The organism is Chryseobacterium sp. JV274 (assembly GCF_903969135.1).
Classification (GTDB): Bacteria; Bacteroidota; Bacteroidia; order Flavobacteriales; family Weeksellaceae; genus Chryseobacterium.
In genome coordinates this window covers 4,755,472-4,772,689 of sequence record NZ_LR824569.1, presented here as the reverse complement: position 1 = coordinate 4,772,689, position 17,218 = coordinate 4,755,472, and the positions used below count along the sequence as shown (strand labels likewise).

The window sequence follows — 17,218 nt, the reverse complement described above, 5'->3', positions numbered from 1 at the left end:
TGTTCTTTGAAAGCAAAAAAAATATACAATCAGCTTTATTTCCAGGTGATTATAGCGATAGTTGCCGGTATTCTTCTTGGAAAATTTTATCCCGAATTGGGAGAAAAAATGAAACCTCTTGGAGATGGATTCATCAAATTGGTGAAAATGATTATTGCCCCGGTAATTTTCATTACGCTTACTTTGGGAATCGCCCATATGACCGATTTGAAAAAAGTAGGCCGGATTGCCATAAAAGCAATGATCTATTTCTTTACATTTTCAACTCTTGCGCTTATTATCGGATTATTGGTAGGAAATATCTTACAGCCGGGCCATGGTTTAAACATTGATCCTGCTACTCTCTCAGGTGATGTTTCACAATACCAGGCAAAAGCTCATGAATCAACGCTTACAGGATTCATTATGAATATTATTCCGGAGACTTTATTCAGTCCTTTGGTGGGTGATAATATTCTTCAGGTTCTTTTGGTTGCTATTTTAATGGGAGTGGCTTTGGTTTTAACAAAAGAAAAAAGCCAGAAAGTAACCGATTTTTTACAGGATCTATCAACTCCGGTATTTAAAATCGTTCATATGCTTATGAAACTGGCACCCATCGGAGCATTCGGGGCTATGGCGTTTACTATTGGAAAGTACGGACTTCACTCGGTTATAAATCTTATTTTTTTGGTCGGCACATTTTACATCACTTCTGCTCTTTTTGTGGTGTTGGTGTTAGGAGCGGTAGCATGGTATAACGGATTTAACATTTTCAAGTTTCTTTTTTACCTTAAAGAAGAACTTCTTCTTGTTTTGGGAACCAGCTCTTCAGAGTCTGCTCTTCCGGGAATCATGGAAAAACTTGAAAAAGCGGGCTGTTCGAGAGCTATTGTAGGTCTTGTAGTGCCTACAGGATATTCTTTCAATCTTGATGGAACCAATATTTATATGACACTTGCCTCTCTGTTTATCGCACAGGCATTAAACATCCATCTTCCTATTGAAAAACAGCTGATGCTTCTTCTGGTAGCCATGTTAAGCTCAAAAGGAGCAGCTGGCGTTACCGGAGCCGGATTTGTAACCCTGGCAGCAACCCTGGCTGTAGTTCCGGAAATTCCAATTGCCGGAATGACATTAATTCTTGGGATCGATAAATTTATGAGTGAATGCAGAGCGCTGACGAATGTAATCGGAAATTCTGTAGCTACCGTAGTGGTTGCCAACTGGGAAAAACAGCTTGATAAAAAACAGCTTCAATATTGTCTGGATCATCCGGCTGAAGTTGAGAAAAAGCTGGAAGTGTAAACAGGTGGCAGATCGTAGGTCGCAGGTATCAGGAGGTATTCTATGAAGCTTCAGTAGAAGTTTATTAAGGTCAATAGTGAATTTTGCTTTGCAAATGAATGGTGAATTTTTTATATGAAATCATAAATCAAGATTCATCAATAATCAACTAGTAACAAAAGAAAGCAGCAACAAACAACGGTCAACCTGAAACCTTAAATCAAAATACTTAAGCTTGCCGGCTGTACTTTAACATGAACTGGTGATTTGATTTTATTGAATTCACCGTCCAGATGCCAGTTTTTGGTATTGACTTTAAATGATATTTCAGAAACCGGGAGATAAGTGACATATTCATCATCTTTCAGTCTTTTGGTGAACATTCTGAAAGCAAACAGCGCAGAATAGGTCAGAGGAAACTTCTTTACCAAAACCATATCCACCAAACCATCACTTTTGCTTGCTTTCGGAGCAATGTAAGCGTTGTTTCCAAACTGGCGGGTATTGGCAATATTCATCATCAGATATCTTCCGTTGTACTGCTGATATTCTTCGTCAAAAAACTTCACCTTGATGGGTTTGTAGTTGAAGAAAGTTTTTAAAGAAACTTTGATATAATTTTTGAATCCACGGGTTGTTTTTTCAAATTCCTTGACAACTTTACCGTCAAATCCTGTTCCTGAAACATTGATAGAAAGCCTGTCATTCACTGTAAAAGTATCAATCTTTCTGGAATTTTTGATTCTTATTTTTTCTAAAAGTTCATCCAGATTTTTACTGAACTGGGTTTCATTGGAAAATCCGTTTCCTGAACCAGCCGGAAAAATAGCCAGAATTTTTTCTGTATTAATCAGATTTTTGGCTACGGTAGAAATTGTACCATCCCCTCCTATTGCCACAAAAATATCTACTTCTTCAAAATGAGACTGAATAAACTCATCTGTTCCAGGAATAGATTCTGATACATAATACAACGGGTTGTTAACCTTTGTTTTAAGTTCGTTCAAAAACGGCTGATAGTTTTTTTTGGCCGAAAAAGGGTTGATAATAAAAGCTACTTTTTCCATTACCGCAAAATTAAAAAATGCTTCCTGATCTGGAAGCATTAATTTACTTAATTTTCATTCTTTCTTTAAATTCTGCATTTAAGGTTCCTTTAAGGTCTTCCCATGAAACAGGAATGGTGATATCTCCTGCTGCAAAAGCGGCAATTTCGTAAGGGCTGTAATGGAAATACAGATTTTTATCATCAAAATAGAAGTTATCGGATGCTGGAATTTTCTCAACTAGCAGCATTTCCGAGTTTTTCACTTCTCCGTCACCATCCATTGTTCCACTGTTGATTTTGTCGATATTTTTCATCAGAATTGCTTCAATTTTATTCTTAGGCATTGAAGTAATATCTTTCAGTTCTAATTTTTTACTGTTTTTAAGATCAAAAACTCTTTCTGAAAAACCATAATTATCATGTGCCCCCCCTTCATATCCGCTTCCTACATACTGAATATGCATATAATTGTTTGCATTGGAAATCAGATTCATATGTGAGCTTGAATACCAATTCTGAGCATAGGTAACATCTGAAACCCAATCTTTATTATCATTTTTCATAGAACTGAAATAATCATTCTTTTCTTTATCAAGATAAGCCTGAAGGCCTGCTTTGGAAAAGTCTTTGATTTTTTCATTCTGGAAATAGATACTGTCTAATAGCTTTTTATCTTTCAATGATGGAAAAACCAACAGTTTTGAAGTGTAGCTCACTTTTAAAGAGTCTGTAATCTTTGTAGAATCATTCACTTTCACAGAGTCTACCACAAATCCTTCAGTGGTTTTATTTTCAGTTTTTTCTACTGGCCCTGCCTTTTCATTTTTTTTACAGGCAGTCACTGCTAAGAAAGAAGATAATGCTATAACAGCAATCGTATTTTTCATAATTCTAATTTTTGATATCAAATACAAAAACCATTCAAAAGATGAATGGTTTTTGAAAAAACTTTATTTTTTTTATAAATCTTGCTTAAGTTTTCTTAAATATTACTTTTTAACAAGGCTTATTACCTGATTTTCAAACTTAGATGCTACTCCCCAGATTTGTTTAAATGCAGGATAATATTCTTTCGGATAATCTGAACTGCTAACTTTCGTTGTGGTAGTCACTTCCAGCTTATTTCCTTTTTGTTCTACAGAATAGGTATAGGCTATTTCTTTATCTTCGGTAACGATCCTTTTTTCTTTAGGCATTTCCTCAATTACATAACCTTCAGGAATTTCAAGAGTGATTTTTTTCACTTTGGTGATAGGCGATCCAAAATCGATGGGATACTGTCTGACTTCCGTTTGGTCAAACTCATTGGAACTTTTGTTTAAAAATAGCATCGGATTGATGATCATTTTCTTTCCTACTCTGTCAATAAGGTTCATTGAAGAGAATTTCATGCTGCTTTCAAAATCTCCATTTTCCAACACTTTTGAATTAATATCCGTAAAGTCCATAGAAAAGTTTTCTTTATACTGCTTTTTATATTTTTCTGCATTATCATCATAGCTGTCTTTCACATACATGGCATAGGCACCTGTATCTCTGTCTGAATAGGTTCCGGAAATACTTCCGTCATCATTAATCTTACCATTGACTGTAAGGAAAGTATTGCTTGATTTCACATTGGACATTTGAATCTGCAGAGCCTTTTCTTTAGTTACCAAAATCCCATATTGATTCCAGTTTTTAAGAGGAATTTCATCCAGAGAGGATTGCTTTGAGGTAGCATCATAAATATGCAGTTGCTTATCAATATTGATCGCAGCCAATACAAAATTCATATTGGAAATATTGGGAGACACCAGATTAATCAATCCGTTTTCCACGGTAGAAATTACCAGCGGATCAGCCTTAAGCCCGGCTTCGCGAAGCATCATTACCAGAAAAAGGTTGATTTCTGCTGCATTTCCAACTTTAGTTTCCAACAATTTTTTGATACCATCTTCTGTATAAATTCCTTTATCTTTATTCCAGGTAAAAGTTTTCTGAACATATGAAAAAATAGCATTTGCCTTTTCAAGATCGGTTTTCATTTCTGAAACTCCTGCCGGCATGTTTTCTTTTGCCAGTTTTGTTCTTTTCAGTTCTCCTCCAAAATCGTCACTTTCATAAAGTCTTTTCCCAATCTGATCCCATGATGATGAATAGAGTTTAAGCTCACCGAAATTAGTAGAGTTGAGCTCTGCACTGATTTTCGTTCTGAAGTTCCTGTCATTTCTTACAAATTTTTCAGTTTTAAAGCCTTTCAGGTTTTCATAAGCAAATCTAAAGGTTTTGTATTGGGCACCGTACAGATTCCTTTCCTCCATTTCCCTGTATTTAGGTGAAAGCCCTCCAGTATAGTTTACATTGTAAGACATATTGATAGGAGTATCAAAAACATATTCTGTATTCAGTGAAGGAGTATCAGATTCTATCAATACCTCTGGAATCATAAATCGGAACGGAGATACAATTTCATACTGATATTCTAAGACTGATCCATTTTTTACACTCGGAAAAGCAAATTTTGTCAGGGTAACATATTTATTCTCCTTACTTCTATATTGTGAACTTTTTTCCACTTTCACCGGAACTGTGTTTCCGTTTTCAAGATTGTATGTAAAAGCCTTGAACTTACCCAATGATTCTCTGTTGGTTCCAACATTATAAATAGGGATTTCAAGATTCAGCCAGTCTTCAGCCTTATCTTTATCATAAATCTTAACTCTATAATAATATCTTTTATGCAGATTTCCTGTGTTTGCATCCACCATAAAATAAGCAGATTTATACAAAATTTCAGCAGGAGCATTTTCATCTAATAAAGATTTAGCTTTAGACAAATCTGCATCGTTAAATTTCGGAGGATTCAGAAATTCGTATTTCTTCTGAGCATTAATCATTATTGCATTGGCAGAGCAAAGGACCAATACTATTAGTTTTTTCATGGTTATATTTTTGTTATTAAAATTTTTGAATTATCCATGTTCAGAATTTTTTTTCTGAAATTGATGTAGTCATTGTATTTTTCTTTTGGGTACAGACCTTTATTGATCTGCATTTTTCTTGTTACTTTTATCTGATTATCATTTTTTACAAAGCTTAGCTTATAGGAACCAAATTCAGAAGTGATGTTTGAATTATCCGGAGTTTCATCAATTTTATAGCCCATAGGAAGAATAAAAGCAATTTCATATTCATCTTCAAAGGACATATTGACTTCAAAAGGAAGTTCACGGTTCTCATCTGTCTTATAAACAACATCAGAAAAAATGGGTACAGATCTGAATAAAAGGCTGTTTCCTGCTTTTTTAGAAAAATTATTGGTCTTAAAATCAAGGTCATATGTAATAACAGCCTTGTCTCTGTCATTGGTAAAGTTTTTCATTTCCACTTTTTCAAAGTTTAAAATGTCAAAGTTTGCTTTTACCGCGTCATTTTTCTCTTTTGGATTGAGATTTACGAACCTTAAATTATAATCATATTGATTTCCCGTGTAGAAAAAATTGCCTGCCCCAGTAATACTGTTATCCTCGTTAAGGTTAATTTTCAACACCTGTTTTTCCTTATTTTGTTCGGCTTTATACACAGGCGTATTGATTAATTCGATTCCTTTTGGAGTTATTGCCAGTACATTTCTATCCGTTGTACTGTAGCTCAAATGGTTAAAAGCCATCTGTTGTGAAGTGTTTTCAAGCCAGATATTTCCTTTTTCAGTCGGAACCATCAGGATAACGTGGTTACCACCCATAGAAGGAAATTCAGGATCAAAGGAAACCTGAGAACGGCCGGAAGTAATGATACAATAATTGGAAGGAATCCCTGCTTCATTCAGAAGAACTTTCATATAATTCGTAAGTCCCTTACAGTCTCCATAGCCTTTTTTCTGAACCTCATCCGGCATCATAGGCTGCCAGCCGCCTATTCCTAAAGCCACAGCAATATATCTGCTTTTGTTCTGCATGTACTGATAAATTTTCTTCACCTTATCTTCCACAGATCCCTGGAGTTGTAAAGATGCCACTTCAGCCTTGATTGAAGGAGTAGAAGCTGAAACGGGTATCAGAAGATCATTATAAATCCAGGTTCCGAAATCTGTCCAGTTATTTAAAGTCCCCTGTTTTCCTGCCAAACTGAATTTTGCCAATGCAAAGTTTACTGCAGGCAAGATTTTAACAGGCTGCGGTATCATAAAAGCATCGTCTATAGCAGGTACGTTTTTATATGAATAGGTTTTATCATTTGCACTGCCGCTTTCTATAACAGAAGCATAATTGTATTTTGATGGGTAGACCTTAGAGCGAAGTTCAATTCCTGAAGTATTAATGATTTTAAACTGTGCTTCTTCCAGTGATGTTTTGATAGAAGTAAATGGCACAAAATCAGGGATGAAAACTGTGTTTTCGTCATCAGTTTCATAAGAAAAGTCAACGGTATAAGGATACTGAGCCGGTGTATACGAATATACCAAGACTCTGTTATCAGAATAAAAGATCCCCTGAGGATTGTTTGCTATATCCTGAAAATCAGACTTTGAAACACTTTTAATCTTTTTTCCGGCTTCATCATAAATGGTTACTTTTATATTTGAAATACGTCTTTGCTTATCATAAGGAATATAGGCTGTAGCCTGATCATTACCGTCTTTGTTTAAAACTGTAGTAACTGTATTATGCTGATATTTTATCTGATCAACTTTATTGATTTGAGCCGTTGTAAAATCTTTTCGTATAACAGCATTAGCATTTTTCTTTAAATTCTCAGGAATAGCAGAAGCAGGATAGCTTTGTGCAAAATATAATGAGGCAACAGAGAACGCCCCAAGAACTAATATTTTCATCATAGTTATTAAAATTAAGCAAAAATAAGAAAATCTTAATAACTGTTAAAAAAAATATAAAAGGCTTCAACATTGTGAAGCCTTAACCTAATACTTAAAAAGTACTTTTTTAAATGTACTTATAAGGATATGAACACATTATCAACTTTTCATTATTATATTCTGAAAAGTTAAAACAGAATATTTATACTTATTCTAGATATTTATTCTGTGCCATGAAGTGGTAAACTCCATATTGTCTGCGTTTCAAATTTAAAATAAATTATGATTCATATAATTCAAAATCTGTAGAATTAATAATAAACAGAAGTACAATTAATTCTACAATAAAAAAAAGACCTCATTTCTGAAGTCTTTATGTTTTTACATTTTCTTTTTAATCATTTGGAACCAGTTTACTATCATACTGATCACTTCCAAGTCCCAGTACAGGAATAAAGATAAATCCGAAAAGGAGAATCAGAATAGTGTACAGAGGAGTTTCTTTGGCAAAACCTTTAGCAAGTCTGTCATATACAACCCAAAATGCATAGATGTTTACCAACGGAATAAAGAAAAGAATGATCCACCATATTGGTTTTTTCACTATTTCCAGCAATACTATTGAATTATAAATCGGGATAAAAGCGGCCCAGGCATCTTGTCTTCCTGCCTTCTGAAAGATTTTGTACATGCAATATCCATAGAATATATAGCATAATAGACCGAAGAACATTGTTCCGAGTCCTAATCCTGCAGCGGTTGCACCAGACACTGCATCTGCCCCATTATAAGGGTCTGTTTGTAAAAGAGTTAACATATTATTGTTTTTTTGGTTTGTCCAAATATAAAAAAAGCTTCTAAATAATTAGAAGCTTTTTTTATTATATTTTTAAAAACGTTTATGCATCAATTTTTGCATATTTCGCATTTTTCTCGATAAACTCTCTTCTCGGCGGAACCTCATCTCCCATTAACATTGAGAAAACACTGTCTGCTTCCACTGCATTATCAATAGTTACCTGTTTCAGAATTCTGTGTTCAGGATTCAGGGTTGTTTCCCAAAGCTGTTCAGGGTTCATTTCCCCAAGACCTTTGTAACGTTGTACTTCTACCCCTTTTCCGTCTGGAGACATTTCTAAAGTAAACTCTTCACGTTCTTTTTCATTGTATGCATACACTTTTTTATTACCTCTCTTTAACAGGTATAAAGGCGGTTGAGCAATATAAATATATCCGTTCTCAATAAGTTCCTTCATATATCTGAAGAAGAAAGTAAGAATCAGAGTAGAGATGTGAGAACCATCGATATCAGCATCGGTCATAATCACAACTTTATGATATCTAAGCTTCGCCATATTCAAAGCTTTGCTATCTTCTTCAGTACCTACAGATACTCCAAGAGCGGTATAGATATTTCTGATTTCCTCGTTGTCATATACTTTATGAAGCATAGATTTCTCTACGTTCAAAATTTTACCTCTTAAAGGAAGAATAGCCTGGAAGTGTCTGTCTCTTCCCTGTTTAGCTGTTCCACCTGCGGAATCTCCCTCTACAAGGAAAAGTTCAGATTCAGCCGGGTCTTTGGATGAACAGTCAGAAAGTTTTCCGGGAAGACCAGAACCTCCCATCGGAGATTTTCTCTGAACCATTTCACGGGCTTTTTTCGCAGCTTGTCTTGCTTTGGCAGCTAAAACAACTTTTTGAACGATTATCTTCGCTTCATTAGGATTTTCTTCCAGGAAGTTTGTAAGCATTTCCCCTACAATCTTATCAACAGCACCAGAAACTTCAGAGTTTCCTAATTTTGTTTTGGTCTGCCCTTCAAACTGAGGCTCCATTACTTTTACAGAAATTACAGCTGTTAATCCTTCACGGAAGTCATCACCCGTAATTTCTACTTTTTCTTTTGCAGGAAGTCCCAATTCATCTGCGTATTTCTTTAAAGTTCTTGTTAAAGCTCTTCTGAAACCTGCAAGGTGAGTACCTCCTTCGTGGGTATTAATATTATTAACATAAGAGTGAAGATTTTCGTTGAATGACGTATTATAACGCATCGCCACCTCAACAGGAATATCATCTCTTTCGCCTTCCATGAAAATCACATGTTCCATAATAGATTCACGGCTACCATCGATATAAGCAACAAATTCTTTCAATCCTCCCTGAGAATGAAAAATTTCTGAACGGAAAGAACCATCTTCCAGTTTTTCTCTTTCATCAGTAAGTGTAATTGTAATTCCTTTATTAAGGTAAGAAAGTTCTCTTAAACGGCTTGCTAATGTATCATAGTTGTAAATCAGTTCCGTAAAAATGGTATCATCCGGCTGGAAAAACTGCTTTGTTCCTCTTTTATCACTATGTCCGATCTCCTCAACCTGAGTCTGTGCTTTTCCTTTAGAATAGATTTGTTGATAAACATTCCCGTCTCTGTAAACAGTAGTAACCATTTCATTGGAAAGTGCATTCACACATGATACCCCAACTCCGTGAAGACCTCCTGAAACTTTGTAAGAGTCTTTATCAAACTTACCTCCGGCTCCAATTTTTGTCATTACAACTTCAAGGGCTGATTTCTGCTCTTTTTCGTGGAAATCAACCGGGATACCTCTACCGTTATCACTTACTTCAATTCCGTTTCCTTCCTTAATGCTAACGAAGATTGTGTCGCAGTATCCTGCCAATGCCTCGTCAATAGAGTTATCTACTACTTCATAAACCAAATGGTGAAGACCTCTTGTTCCTACATCACCAATGTACATTGAAGGACGCATACGAACGTGCTCCATTCCTTCCAATGCCTGAATACTACTAGCTGTATATTGTTTTTGACTCATATTAAATATTAAAAATCTTGCTCTATGCAAAGACTTACAAATATCGTGATTTTTTTCGAGGTATGAAAGTTAAAAAGTGTCAAAAAAATGTAGAGTTTTCTTATTGAAAACATAAGGAACAGCAATTCATAAAAGAATCAAAATTAATTGGTATTCCTGAAATATCAACTGTTGTAAATCATACTCAACATCAATAATTTATGCGTAAATTTATTTACTGAAAAGTTGATATTATGGATGATTTTATTGCTGCCCGTGCCCAGATGGCACTTTCTCTGGGCTTTCATATCATATTCTCCTGTGTGGGTATGGTGATGCCTTTTCTTATGGCTTTTGCCCATTGGAAATACCTAAAAACCAATAATGAAGTTTATAAAGGTCTTACAAAGGCATGGAGCAAAGGAGTAGCCATCCTTTTTGCTACCGGAGCTGTTTCAGGAACAATGCTTTCTTTTGAGCTGGGGCTTTTATGGCCTGGTTTTATGAAACATGCCGGCCCTATTTTCGGAATGCCTTTTTCACTTGAGGGAACCGCCTTTTTCATAGAAGCTATCGCCATCGGGTTCTTTTTATATGGCTGGGAAAAATTCAACAAATGGTTTCACTGGTTCTGCGGATTTCTTGTAGGAGTAAGCGGACTTGCTTCCGGAATTCTGGTAGTGGCAGCCAACTCATGGATGAATTCTCCAACAGGTTTTGATTATATTAATGGACAGTATCTTAATATAGATCCTATCAAAGCGATGTTCAACGATGCATGGTTTCCGCAGGCTCTTCATATGACTGTTGCTGCATTTTGTGCCACAGGGTTTGCCGTAGCCGGAGTTCATGCCTTTATGATCATGCGAAAAAGAAATATTGAATTTCATACCAAAGCATTTAGAATTGCAGTAGGTTTCGCCCTTATCGGAGCATTCGGAGCACCTTTAAGCGGTGATGTTGCGGCAAAATCAGTAGCGGAAAGGCAACCGATAAAACTGGCTGCTATGGAAGCTCATTTTGAAACTGAAAAAGGAGCTTCATTTATCATCGGGGGAATTCCTGATGAAGAAAAAGAAGAAGTAAAATACGCTGTGAAAATCCCGAAGGTTTTAAGTTTCCTGGTGAGTAATGATTTCAATGCTGAAGTAAAGGGTCTTAAAGATTTTCCGAGAGATGAATGGCCTCCGATTGCAGTTGTTCATTATGCTTTTCAGATCATGATCTTTTTCGGAGTGGTCATGATTGGTATTGGGGTTATTTATTTATATTCTTTTTTCTTCAGAAAAGAATGGCTGAGTAAAAACTGGCTGTTAAAGACCTTCTTAATAGCAACGCCTTTTGGATATATTGCGCTGGAAGCGGGATGGACAGTAACAGAAGTGGGAAGACAGCCATGGATCATTTATGGAGTGATGAGAACAATAGATGCGGTAACCCCAATGCCTGGAATACAGTATTCATTCTATTTCTTTACGGCAATTTTCATATCATTATCAATGATTCTTATCTTTCTTTTAAGAAGACAGATTCAAATGGTACCGAAACTTTACGATCCTACCGACCCTCAGTTTAACGATAAAAACAAAAAATCATGATCTACGTTGTTATAGGTTTTCTCTGGCTTTCCATCTGTCTTTATATTATTCTGGGAGGGGCAGATTTCGGAGCTGGTATTGTAGAACTTTTCACCAATAAAAAAGCCAGACATAAGACTCATGAAATCATGTATGAGTCTATTGCTCCTGTATGGGAAGCCAATCATATGTGGCTGATCATCGCGATTGTAATTCTTTTTGTAGGATTCCCCGAAATCTATACCACGATGTCTACCTATCTTCATATTCCTTTGGTATTGATGCTTGTAGGTATTATTGCAAGAGGAACAGCATTTACCTTCAGACATTATGATGCCGTGAAAGATAACTGGCAGGTTTTATATACCCAGATTTTCTACTATGCGAGTCTTTTAACGCCTTTCTTTTTAGGCTTAATTGCCGCTGCAACGGTTTCCCACTCTATCAATCCTGATGCAGTAACTTTTGTGGATTTATATATTTTCAGCTGGCTGAACTGGTTTGGAGTTTCTGTAGGCCTGTTCACTGTTGCATTGTGTGCCTATCTTGCTTCTATCTTTTCATTAAGAGAAACCCGTGATAAAGTGGACCTCTTACTGATGATAAGAAAGTCCAAGCAGACCACGATCTTTGTGGTGATTACGGGAATATTGGTATTTGTGACCGCGTATATTTCAGATATTCCCCTTTTAATGTGGGTATTTTCCAAGCCTTTGGGAATTATGGCGATCGCTTTTGCTACCATTGCCTTATTGCTTATTTTAAGAGCGCTGAACCGACAAAAACTGCTTCCGGTACGTGCTTTGGCAGGATTTCAAATGGTCATGATTTTAGTAGCTGCAACGTATCAGCATAATCCGAATATTATTTTATTAGGAAACGGACAGCATCTTTCATTATTGGAACATATGGCTCCCGAAAAAACCATTGCCGCACTGGGATGGGCTTTGATGCTCGGCTCTTTATTTATTCTTCCGTTTTTATTTTATCTGATGGCTTCTTTCAGTAAGCTGAGAAAATAGTTGAAATATGCAGACTTATAAGGATAAAGCAGAACTCATTGAGGAACTCAAAAAAAGATATTTGCTCTATGATCAAGAATTTAACGATATAAAAGAATACGAAAAAGACCTTCTGCAACCCGGAGTTGACAAAACTCCATCACAAAATATTTCCTATCAATTGGGCTGGACTCACCTGCTTTTGCAATGGGAAGCTGATGAACAAAAAGGATTAGACGTAAAAACCCCTACTCCTGAATATAAATGGAATAATCTAGGAGGACTATATCAATCTTTTTATAATGAATATAGTTCTCATAGTTTACAAAAACAAAGAGAACTTCTGCTAGATCAGGTTAATAAAATTATTAATTGGATAGAAAATCTTGACAATGACACCTTATTCACCCCCGGACAGAGAAAATGGGCAACTACACCCGCTCAGTGGCCCGTCTGGAAGTGGATTCATATCAATACTGTAGCTCCGTTTAAAAATTTCAGGACACAGCTTCGGAAATGGAAAAAAGAAAAAGGTACAGAATAACTCTGTACCTTTTATATTTATATTTCCTGAAAAATCTTAAGCCAATTTCATCAAAATATTTTCGTCAATCTTCTCTACTTTCACAATATTGTTCTTTGTCAAAGTTTTGGAAGCTTTATCCCATTTTTTACCTGATAACTGACTTCTTTGTTTTACTTCAGTTAAAGACATTGCTTCTTCCTGAGAATTAAGGATTTCAAGGATTACCTTTTCATCTTCTCCCAACTCAATCTGTGGAACCGCTTTTTCAGGTCTCATCTGAGGGAAGAATAATACTTCCTGAATGGATGCGTTATTTGTTAAGAACATGATTAATCTGTCCATACCGATTCCTAACCCTGAAGTTGGTGGCATACCATATTCCAATGCTCTTAAGAAGTCCTGATCGATGAACATTGCTTCATCATCTCCTCTTTCGGATAAAGTCATCTGTGCTTCAAAACGCTCTCTCTGATCAATAGGATCATTAAGCTCTGAATACGCATTGGCAATTTCTTTACCACATACCATCAATTCAAAACGTTCTGTTAAACCTTCTTTGCTTCTGTGTTTCTTTGTCAGTGGAGACATTTCGATCGGATAATCTGTAATGAAAGTCGGCTGAATGAAGTTTCCTTCACATTTCTCACCGAAAATCTCATCAATTAATTTTCCTTTCCCCATCGTCTCATTCACCTCAATACCGATAGACTTGGCAAAATCGTATAGTTCCTTCTCTGTTTTTCCTGTAATATCAAATCCTGTGTATTTCAGAATCGCTTCTGTCATGGAAACTCTTGGATAAGGAGCTTTCCAATTGATGGTGTGTTCACCAAAAGTAGATTCTGAATTTCCATTAACCTGAGTGGCGCAGAATTCCAATAACTTCTCAGTGAAATCCATCATCCAGTTATAATCTTTGTATGCTACATAGATCTCCATAGCAGTAAACTCAGGGTTATGTGTTCTGTCCATCCCTTCATTTCTGAAGTTTTTAGAGAACTCATATACTCCGTCAAAACCACCTACGATCAATCTTTTCAGATACAATTCGTTGGCAATTCTTAAATATAATGGAATATCTAATGCATTATGATGCGTGATAAACGGTTTTGCTGCAGCTCCACCAGGAATTGACTGTAAAATAGGGGTTTCTACTTCAAAGTATCCTGCATCGTTGAAGAATGTTCTCATTGAATTGAACAATTTTGTTCTCTTCACAAAAATTTCTTTAACCTGTGGATTTACCGTTAAATCTACATAACGTTGTCTGTATCTTAATTCAGGATCTGTAAAACCGTCGTGTACAACACCATTTTCGTCTGTTTTAGCCTGAGGAAGAGGACGCAAAGCCTTTGTAAGAAGTGTAAAGTTCTTTACTAAAACCGTCATCTCTCCTACCTGCGTAGTAAACAACTCTCCTTCGATACCGATAATATCACCGATATCCAAAAGGTGCTTGTATACTTCATTATATAGTTCTTTATCTTCACCCGGACAGATCTCGTCTCTGTTGAAGTAAACCTGGATTTTTCCTTTAGAATCCTGCAATTCTGCGAAAGAAGCCTTCCCCTGAATTCTGCGGGACATCAATCTACCAGCGATCTTTACCTGTTTACTTTCAGAAAAGTCCTGTTTTATAGATTCTGTAGTATCTGTAATGGTATACTCATCCGCAGGGAACGCATTAATCCCCATTTCAGTAAGCTTATTCAGCTTTTCTCTTCTAATGATTTCTTGTTCTGATAATTGCATTTCTTATTTTTCTAAAAGCGTACAAATTTAGGCATTTTTGACCTGACCGTCAATGGCTTTTTTAAGAAATTTTAAAAAGTGAAGAGGAATGGTGTTGAGATACGAGATTCGGGATATTGGGATATAAGATTCGGGATGCTGTCAATAGTGAATTTTGCTTCGCAAGTGAATGGTGAGTTTTGATGGAAAATCAAGACAATGATAACCAATGAAAACAGAAACCTTAAACTTTTATACAAACCACGTTCTCCTCTCCTTCTGAGGAATAAACGTCCAGGCAAGCATTCTGCTTACTTTCTGTCCTTGAGCCATATCAATGGTTTTCACCTCTACAGCGTTTACTTTCTTTAAAAGGTTGGTGAGTTTATTAAGATTGTCTTTTTTGGAAACCAGACACGTGAACCAAAGAACCTGTGATGAAAATAATGCACTTTCATGAATCACCTTAGTGATAAAAGCCAGTTCACCTCCTTCACACCAAAGTTCCGACTGTTGGCCACCAAAATTAAGTAAAGGCTGCTTGAATTTTGATATTTTAAGATTCTTTGTTTTCCTGATATTCCCTTTCATTGCAGCTTCTTCCGAATCATGAAAAGGAGGATTGCACATGGTAAAAGTAAACCTGTCTTCAGGACCAATAATATTTTTAAAGATATGATCAGCATCGGGCTGACTTTTCAACTGAATGGCAGATGAAAGTTCCGGATTTTGATCTAAAATATGCCGGGCATTGATCAAAGAATCCTGATTGATATCTGTTCCCAGCATGGCCCAACCATAAGATTGATGACTGATTAAAGGATACACAAGATTGGCTCCTGTTCCTATATCAAGCCCTTTTACAGGACTTCCTGTAGGAATTTTATCCAATTGTTCAGTTAAAAGATCGGCAATATAATGTACATAATCTGCACGTCCGGGAATGGGAGGACAAAGATTAGTGTCCGGAATATCCCAGCCTTTAATATGGTAAAAATGTAAGAGTAAGGCTTTGTTGAGCAGTTTCACCGCTTTTGGAATGCTGAAATTAATAGTTACCGTCTGATAAGCATTAACGAAAACAAAGTGTTTCAGTTCCGGCACACAAGAAATAAGCGCATCAAAATCATAGGGATTACGATGTAGATTTCTTGTGTGCAGACTGGATTTTTCAGCGGACATATTTTATTTCTTCTGACTTAAAATATATTCCACCATTTTTTTGGCATCTTCTTTAGATACCTGTGGATGGGCAGCCATAGGCACACTTCCCCATACTCCACTTCCGCCTTCTATAATTTTGGAAGCCAGCAGTTCTGTATCCTTTTCAGAGTACTTTCCTGCAATTTCCTTATAAGAAGGTCCTATCATTCTCTCATTCACAGAGTGGCATCCTGAGCAATCCAATGTTTCCATGATCTGATCACCTGAAAGATTAGCTGGTACCGGTTCTGAAACAGCAGCTGTCTCAGAAGAAGCTGCCACTTCTGCTGTATTTTCTTTTTTAGAACAGGAAACGATCATAAGACCCAATATTCCTGCCAAAAGTATTTTTTTCATTATTTCTTCGCTGTAGAATCTGTTTTAGCAGCTTCAGGAGCAGTGGTAGCCGGAGTTGCAGCAGCAGGAGCAGCAGTTTTAGCTGTAGAATCTACAACAGTTGTTGCTTCTGGCTCTTCCATCATCGTGTTGCTATCCTGTAAAGAGTGATCTGGCTTTTTTTTGCAGCTTGCTACTAATAAACCTCCGATAAATGCGATTGCTAATACTTTTTTCATTTTTTTCTAATTTGGAAGCAAAAATATAAAAAATAAAGTTTTAAACTTATGACAAATGTTTTCTTTGATAAATATTTTTTAAAGGTTTAATTATAATCAGATCAATAAAAAAATAACTCAAACACTAGGGAATTTTAAGTCGGCTTGTTATTTTTGTATTACGGATAATCCGAACCAAAAATCAATCTATTAATTGAAAAGTTTATGACTAAAAAAAATTTAATGGGTGCCGCTTTCTTTGCTGTACTCTCTTCCCTGCTTATTTCCTGTGATAATTCATCGAACGAGCCGCAATCAGAATATACTGATAAAATTGAATCAGTAACACTTTTAAAAACGACAAAGTCTTGGGATGGAACTGTATATCCGGCCTATCCCACAACACAGCCCGAAATATCGGTTCTGAAGATTGCAGTTCCTCCCAACAGAGCTCTGGACTGGCATAAACACCCTGTCATTAATGCAGCTTATGTAGAAAAAGGAGAAATACAGATCGAGAGAAAAGAAGACGGCAAAACACAATGGATAAGAAAAGGTCAGGTTCTTCCTGAAATGGTCAACATTGCCCACAGAGGAAAAACCGGAGATAAAGGAGCAACCCTGATTGTTTTCTACAGCGGGACTCCTGATATCCCTTTGTCTGAACCGGTAAAATAGTTGTTTTAAACGCTATGTTCGCA

Annotated in this window: 15 protein-coding genes; 5 read left to right on the top strand and 10 right to left on the bottom strand. The window is 36.3% G+C overall.

Annotated features, from left to right (window positions below; genetic code table 11):
* The first annotated feature begins 6 nt into the window (after positions 1-6).
* Positions 7-1,287 carry a dicarboxylate/amino acid:cation symporter gene (locus tag CHRYMOREF3P_RS22000; protein WP_047383377.1) on the top strand — a complete coding sequence of 427 codons (1,281 nt, stop codon included), beginning with the start codon at positions 7-9 and terminating at the stop codon, positions 1,285-1,287.
* A 194-nt stretch (positions 1,288-1,481) separates the two neighbouring features.
* Here the strand turns inward: CHRYMOREF3P_RS22000 and CHRYMOREF3P_RS21995 are convergent, their stop codons facing one another.
* The 6 genes from CHRYMOREF3P_RS21995 to gyrB form a co-directional block, all read right to left on the bottom strand.
* The gene (locus CHRYMOREF3P_RS21995) at positions 1,482-2,372 is read right to left on the bottom strand and encodes a diacylglycerol/lipid kinase family protein (protein WP_410500283.1); all 891 of its coding nucleotides are present in this window, start codon (positions 2,370-2,372) and stop codon (positions 1,482-1,484) included.
* Between the two features lie 4 nt (positions 2,373-2,376).
* Complete coding sequence (locus tag CHRYMOREF3P_RS21990) at positions 2,377-3,201, bottom strand: RsiV family protein (protein WP_077415106.1); 825 nt, start codon at positions 3,199-3,201, stop codon at positions 2,377-2,379.
* 102 nt (positions 3,202-3,303) lie between these two features.
* Positions 3,304-5,238 carry a DUF3857 domain-containing protein gene (locus CHRYMOREF3P_RS21985; protein WP_077415108.1) on the bottom strand — a complete coding sequence of 645 codons (1,935 nt, stop codon included), beginning with the start codon at positions 5,236-5,238 and terminating at the stop codon, positions 3,304-3,306.
* 2 nt (positions 5,239-5,240) lie between these two features.
* Entirely contained in the window at positions 5,241-7,133 is a 1,893-nt protein-coding gene (locus CHRYMOREF3P_RS21980) for a DUF3857 domain-containing protein (protein WP_180565527.1), read from the bottom strand.
* Between the two features lie 373 nt (positions 7,134-7,506).
* Positions 7,507-7,929, bottom strand: coding sequence for a DUF5684 domain-containing protein (locus tag CHRYMOREF3P_RS21975; protein ID WP_180565526.1), 423 nt, complete (start codon positions 7,927-7,929; stop codon positions 7,507-7,509).
* 82 nt (positions 7,930-8,011) lie between these two features.
* Positions 8,012-9,946: a DNA topoisomerase (ATP-hydrolyzing) subunit B gene (gene gyrB, locus CHRYMOREF3P_RS21970; RefSeq protein ID WP_077415114.1), complete on the bottom strand. Its 1,935-nt coding sequence runs from the start codon at positions 9,944-9,946 to the stop codon at positions 8,012-8,014.
* A gap of 233 nt (positions 9,947-10,179) precedes the next feature.
* Here gyrB and CHRYMOREF3P_RS21965 point away from each other — a divergent pair, with 233 nt between their 5' ends.
* From CHRYMOREF3P_RS21965 to CHRYMOREF3P_RS21955, 3 genes are read left to right on the top strand one after another with little or no spacing between them, the layout of a single operon-like run.
* Positions 10,180-11,523, top strand: a complete 1,344-nt coding sequence (locus CHRYMOREF3P_RS21965) for a cytochrome ubiquinol oxidase subunit I (RefSeq protein ID WP_180565525.1) — start codon at positions 10,180-10,182, stop codon at positions 11,521-11,523.
* Positions 11,520-12,524, top strand: a complete 1,005-nt coding sequence (locus CHRYMOREF3P_RS21960; protein ID WP_077415119.1) for a cytochrome d ubiquinol oxidase subunit II — start codon at positions 11,520-11,522, stop codon at positions 12,522-12,524. Before CHRYMOREF3P_RS21965 ends, CHRYMOREF3P_RS21960 begins: the two co-directional genes overlap by 4 nt.
* Positions 12,525-12,531: 7 nt before the next feature.
* On the top strand, positions 12,532-13,047 hold the full coding sequence (locus tag CHRYMOREF3P_RS21955; protein ID WP_077415121.1) for a ClbS/DfsB family four-helix bundle protein: 516 nt from the start codon (positions 12,532-12,534) through the stop codon (positions 13,045-13,047).
* A 36-nt stretch (positions 13,048-13,083) separates the two neighbouring features.
* On the opposite strand, the gene lysS is transcribed toward CHRYMOREF3P_RS21955, so the two are convergent.
* From lysS to CHRYMOREF3P_RS21935, 4 genes are all read right to left on the bottom strand, one after another.
* On the bottom strand, positions 13,084-14,781 hold the full coding sequence (gene lysS / locus CHRYMOREF3P_RS21950; protein ID WP_077415123.1) for a lysine--tRNA ligase: 1,698 nt from the start codon (positions 14,779-14,781) through the stop codon (positions 13,084-13,086).
* A gap of 231 nt (positions 14,782-15,012) precedes the next feature.
* Positions 15,013-15,942, bottom strand: a complete 930-nt coding sequence (gene rlmF / locus CHRYMOREF3P_RS21945) for a 23S rRNA (adenine(1618)-N(6))-methyltransferase RlmF (protein ID WP_180565524.1) — start codon at positions 15,940-15,942, stop codon at positions 15,013-15,015.
* A 3-nt stretch (positions 15,943-15,945) separates the two neighbouring features.
* Positions 15,946-16,320, bottom strand: a complete 375-nt coding sequence (locus CHRYMOREF3P_RS21940; RefSeq protein ID WP_077415127.1) for a c-type cytochrome — start codon at positions 16,318-16,320, stop codon at positions 15,946-15,948.
* Complete coding sequence (locus CHRYMOREF3P_RS21935) at positions 16,320-16,538, bottom strand: hypothetical protein (protein ID WP_047383346.1); 219 nt, start codon at positions 16,536-16,538, stop codon at positions 16,320-16,322. The genes CHRYMOREF3P_RS21940 and CHRYMOREF3P_RS21935 overlap by 1 nt, the downstream gene beginning before the upstream one ends.
* A 204-nt stretch (positions 16,539-16,742) precedes the next feature.
* Between CHRYMOREF3P_RS21935 and CHRYMOREF3P_RS21930 the strand changes: the two genes are divergently transcribed.
* On the top strand, positions 16,743-17,195 hold the full coding sequence (locus CHRYMOREF3P_RS21930) for a cupin domain-containing protein (RefSeq protein ID WP_180565523.1): 453 nt from the start codon (positions 16,743-16,745) through the stop codon (positions 17,193-17,195).
* Positions 17,196-17,218: the final 23 nt, after the last annotated feature.

Excerpts from the sequence above, each read along its gene's own strand:
- rlmF (WP_180565524.1), bottom strand. The coding sequence starts at position 15,942 with ATGTCCGCTGAAAAATCCAGTCTGCACACAAGAAATCTACATCGTAAT.
- CHRYMOREF3P_RS21930 (WP_180565523.1), top strand. The coding sequence starts at position 16,743 with ATGACTAAAAAAAATTTAATGGGTGCCGCTTTCTTTGCTGTACTCTCT.
- CHRYMOREF3P_RS21940 (WP_077415127.1), bottom strand. The coding sequence starts at position 16,320 with ATGAAAAAAATACTTTTGGCAGGAATATTGGGTCTTATGATCGTTTCC.
- gyrB (WP_077415114.1), bottom strand. The coding sequence starts at position 9,946 with ATGAGTCAAAAACAATATACAGCTAGTAGTATTCAGGCATTGGAAGGA.
- CHRYMOREF3P_RS21935 (WP_047383346.1), bottom strand. The coding sequence starts at position 16,538 with ATGAAAAAAGTATTAGCAATCGCATTTATCGGAGGTTTATTAGTAGCA.
- CHRYMOREF3P_RS21985 (WP_077415108.1), bottom strand. The coding sequence starts at position 5,238 with ATGAAAAAACTAATAGTATTGGTCCTTTGCTCTGCCAATGCAATAATG.
- CHRYMOREF3P_RS21960 (WP_077415119.1), top strand. The coding sequence starts at position 11,520 with ATGATCTACGTTGTTATAGGTTTTCTCTGGCTTTCCATCTGTCTTTAT.
- CHRYMOREF3P_RS21975 (WP_180565526.1), bottom strand. The coding sequence starts at position 7,929 with ATGTTAACTCTTTTACAAACAGACCCTTATAATGGGGCAGATGCAGTG.
- CHRYMOREF3P_RS21965 (WP_180565525.1), top strand. The coding sequence starts at position 10,180 with ATGGATGATTTTATTGCTGCCCGTGCCCAGATGGCACTTTCTCTGGGC.
- CHRYMOREF3P_RS21995 (WP_410500283.1), bottom strand. The coding sequence starts at position 2,372 with ATGCTTCCAGATCAGGAAGCATTTTTTAATTTTGCGGTAATGGAAAAA.
- CHRYMOREF3P_RS21990 (WP_077415106.1), bottom strand. The coding sequence starts at position 3,201 with ATGAAAAATACGATTGCTGTTATAGCATTATCTTCTTTCTTAGCAGTG.
- CHRYMOREF3P_RS21980 (WP_180565527.1), bottom strand. The coding sequence starts at position 7,133 with ATGATGAAAATATTAGTTCTTGGGGCGTTCTCTGTTGCCTCATTATAT.
- lysS (WP_077415123.1), bottom strand. The coding sequence starts at position 14,781 with ATGCAATTATCAGAACAAGAAATCATTAGAAGAGAAAAGCTGAATAAG.
- CHRYMOREF3P_RS21955 (WP_077415121.1), top strand. The coding sequence starts at position 12,532 with ATGCAGACTTATAAGGATAAAGCAGAACTCATTGAGGAACTCAAAAAA.